We start from the raw sequence: 3,581 nt of genomic DNA on the forward strand, positions 1-3,581 counted from the left end.
AAATATAATGTATTGTCAAGTGCTTTTTATAATTTTTTAATTTTTTTAAAAAGCTTTTTTCAAGATTTTGTTAATCTCTAAGTTCGACTTATTTATAGTACCATTTCAAAATATCTTTGTCAACAAATTTTTACAGTTTTTTCTATTATCTATTTTTAATCCTTAACAAAGCTCTATTTATAGACCTTTTTATTTCTGATTTAAATCTTTTACTGTATCTCTTTTTGTAATTCCTAGTGGCAATATTGATTTTTCATCTTCATCTGTATTTTCCTTGTTGATCATTTTTAGTATTCTTCTTATTGCCACAGCCCCTATATCATAGTAAGAAATTTTTACTGTTGTCAATAGTGGTCTGTATATTTCTGTCAAATCTGTTCCACCAAATCCAGTTATTGATATATCATCTGGAACTTTTATTCCCTTATCTCTTAGTTGATTTATTATGTGGATTGCTATTTCATCTAATGTGCAAAAGAAAGCTGTCACTCCACTTTTAATTGCTTTATCTATTTGGTCTGATACTTCTGCTATTGCTTTTTCTGTTATGCCTTTTGTACTTATTATATATTCTTCTAACCCTGCATCTGTTATCGCTCTTTCGTATCCTTTTAATTTGTATCTTTCTTGTGATTTCTCTACGTCATGTGCTTTTAATACTGCTGCTATCTTTTTATGTCCCTTACTTATTATGTAGTTGACCATTTCATAGCTTATTTCTTCGTATTCTATTCTCACTGTTAGTTTTTCTTCGTTATCATGAAATCTATTTATTTCTAGGTAAGGGAGTTTAGATTCTTCTAGTTTTTCAAGTAATTTTTCATTTACATTTGAAGCTATTACTAGTATGCCTCCCACTTGTTTTTGTTCAAGCAGTTTTACCAGATCTATTTCCACTTCAGGATCTCCATATGAGCATGTAAGTAGGATATCGTAATTATACATTCTACCTATTTCTTCGACTCCTCTTAGGATTTTACTAACATATGATGTTCCAATGTCATCAACTATTACTCCTATCAAGTGTGATTTTCTTTTTACTAATGATCTTGCTACTTCGTTTGGTGTGTAGTCTAGAACTTTTATAGCTTGTAAAACTCTTCTTCGTGCTTCTGGTGAAACTGGTTTTGAGTCATTTATTACTCTTGACACGGTAGAAATTGATACTTCAGCCATTTTTGCTACGTCTTTTATTGTAGATGCCAATTAAATTCCTCCCCCCTAATTTTATATGCATACGTTTGTACATATATATTATACAAAATTTTGCTTATTTTGGCACAAAAAAAAGCAAGATCAATTTTGACCTTGCTCTTATTTTTTGTTTATCACCTTAAAAAGACTTCTTTTAGTGATTCTGCTACTTCTTTTAGTATATAGAAATAATCTACTACATTATTAGCATTTAGTTTTACAGTTTTTGAAGTATCAGAAATTGTATCGGATACATTGTATATTGTATCTGTAACTTTTAGTGCTGTTTTATCTACGTTTCTTGATATTCCATCAACTGTATCAGATATTGAACCAACTGTAACTATTACCTTTTCTATTTCTGGTCTAGCTACATCTGTTAGCTCTGAAACATCCGAACTTATTTTATTAACATTATCTGTAATTAGTACCGCATTATCTGTCAGTACTGGAACTTTTTTGATTGTATCATCTATTTCATGTTGGTTATCATCAATAACCTTGTTAACTTTTTTTAAAATTCCAACTACGTTTTTAAGTGTTAGAGCCAAGTAAATTAATGCACAAGCTCCTGCTAAATATAAAATAATAACTAGTAGATCTTGCAATGTTATTGTTGTTTGCATTATAAGCCTCCTAAGTTTTCTTATTATTTATTCTTTTCTATTTTTTTAGAAGCATGTTCTACATCTTCTTTTACTTCTTTTGCTCCTTTTTCAAGATCTTTCTTTGCATCTTTTGATGTTTCTTTTATATCTTCTTTTGTTTTATCTACATCAGATTTTACATCTTCAGCGCCTTCTTTTACAATTTCTCCAATTGCATGTGCTTTTGCTTTTGCAACTTCTTTATCTTCTTCAAATTGATCTTTTTTATCTTCTACTTTATCTTTTAGTCCTGCATATGTTCTTTTTGCTTGTTCACTTGCTTGATATGCTTTAATTTGAATTGTATCAGCAGCATCTCTTGTTGCTGATTCAACTGAATCTGCAGTTTCTTTAGCTTTATCTGCTATATTTTTTCTAGTTTCTTCACCTGATTGTGGTGCGAATAAAAGTCCTAAAATTGTACCAACAGAAGCACCTACTAAAAATTTTCCTGCTTCTTTAGCATTTCTTTTCATTGCTGCTTCTCTTCTTTTTTCTTCTAAATAATCAAATAATCCCATTGAGTCCACTCCTTAATTTTTGTATTTTGCTGTAAAATTAATAATTTTACTACATTAATAGATACCCGACTAGTATTCAATTAATCAATTTTTATATAAAAATAACTCCGCAATGCCGACGCTTTATTAATTCAGACCCGCCTCACTTAGTGTGGTTGTCCTCATCCAACTTCTTAACTTCCACTTTTCGTGGCCTGTTAGCCATTGGATATATGGTTTCCCGGATCTTTTATGTCGGTTGAATTAAATAAAGACTACTCGCACATCGCAGAGTATATATAAATTATATATTAATTTCCTTGATTATTCAACTTTAGCCAATATTAAATTATTTTTATAATTTCGATTTTCACTTTAATTATTCGTTCGTATATTATATTATATTTATAATCGTACTAGGAGGATTACATGAAAGAGAAAATTATTAATATAGTTGCAAATTCTAGTTATGAATCAAGAAAAATTAAACAAAAACTTATTAAGCTTTTAAAAGATAATGGTTACACACCAAGCAAGAATTTTAATCCTGATGCAGAGCTCAATGTTTGCATTGGTGGAGATGGTACTTTTATAAATGCTGTTCATAAGAATAATTTTACAAAAATTCCCACTGTCGGTATAAATACAGGTCATCTTGGATTTTATCAAGAGGTCAGTCCTGATAAGCTTGAAAAGTTTATAGAGGATTATAATAACGGAGATTATTCTATAGAAGAGCTTAAACTTGTAGAGGCTGAAATTTTTACTAGAAATAAGTCTTTGATTTTATCTGGCGTAAATGAAATTGTTCTTAAGGCAAAGCATTCAAAAATAATTCATACGAATGTGTATGTGAATAGAAATTTTTTAGAAAAGTTTTCTGGAGATGGCCTTTTGATTTCAACTCCTTCTGGATCAACAGCCTATAATTTTTCTTGCAACGGTTCGCTTGTGCATCATTCTCTTGAAGTTATGCAAATGACTCCAATCGCTCCTATTAATAGCGTTGTATATAGGTCATTAACTAGTCCTATAATTATTCCTGGTTCTTATACTATCTCGCTTGTTCCAGAAAAAAGATATGCTAATAGTAATCTTTTATTGGTTGATGGTAAGGAATATTTCTTTAATAATTTAAAGAAAATTAATTTAAAACTTTCAAATAGGAAAATTAACAAACTTGTTTTTTCTCAAGATTCTTATTGGGAAAATCTAAGGGATAAGTTTCTATAAATAAAAA

General features: G+C 29.5%; 4 protein-coding genes and 1 other RNA gene. 1 reads left to right on the forward strand and 4 read right to left on the reverse strand.

Going from position 1 to position 3,581, the window contains the following annotated elements:
* Positions 1-189: 189 nt before the first annotated feature.
* From HGPB_RS07755 to ssrS, 4 genes are all read right to left on the reverse strand, one after another.
* On the reverse strand, positions 190-1,206 hold the full coding sequence (locus HGPB_RS07755) for a LacI family DNA-binding transcriptional regulator (protein WP_019133119.1): 1,017 nt from the start codon (positions 1,204-1,206) through the stop codon (positions 190-192).
* Positions 1,207-1,328: 122 nt separating this feature from the next.
* Positions 1,329-1,820 (reverse strand): hypothetical protein, encoded by a 492-nt coding sequence (locus HGPB_RS07760; protein ID WP_019133120.1) that lies wholly within the window; start codon positions 1,818-1,820, stop codon positions 1,329-1,331.
* 23 nt (positions 1,821-1,843) lie between these two features.
* Positions 1,844-2,362: a YtxH domain-containing protein gene (locus tag HGPB_RS07765; RefSeq protein ID WP_019133121.1), complete on the reverse strand. Its 519-nt coding sequence runs from the start codon at positions 2,360-2,362 to the stop codon at positions 1,844-1,846.
* A gap of 100 nt (positions 2,363-2,462) precedes the next feature.
* A non-coding RNA gene (ssrS, locus tag HGPB_RS08710) (6S RNA) lies at positions 2,463-2,639 on the reverse strand.
* Positions 2,640-2,770: 131 nt separating this feature from the next.
* Here ssrS and HGPB_RS07770 point away from each other — a divergent pair.
* On the forward strand, positions 2,771-3,574 hold the full coding sequence (locus HGPB_RS07770) for an NAD(+)/NADH kinase (protein WP_019133122.1): 804 nt from the start codon (positions 2,771-2,773) through the stop codon (positions 3,572-3,574).
* Positions 3,575-3,581 lie beyond the last annotated feature (7 nt).

It is taken from the genome of Peptoniphilus obesi ph1 (assembly GCF_000311865.1).
Classification (GTDB): Bacteria; Bacillota; Clostridia; order Tissierellales; family Peptoniphilaceae; genus Peptoniphilus_E; species Peptoniphilus_E obesi.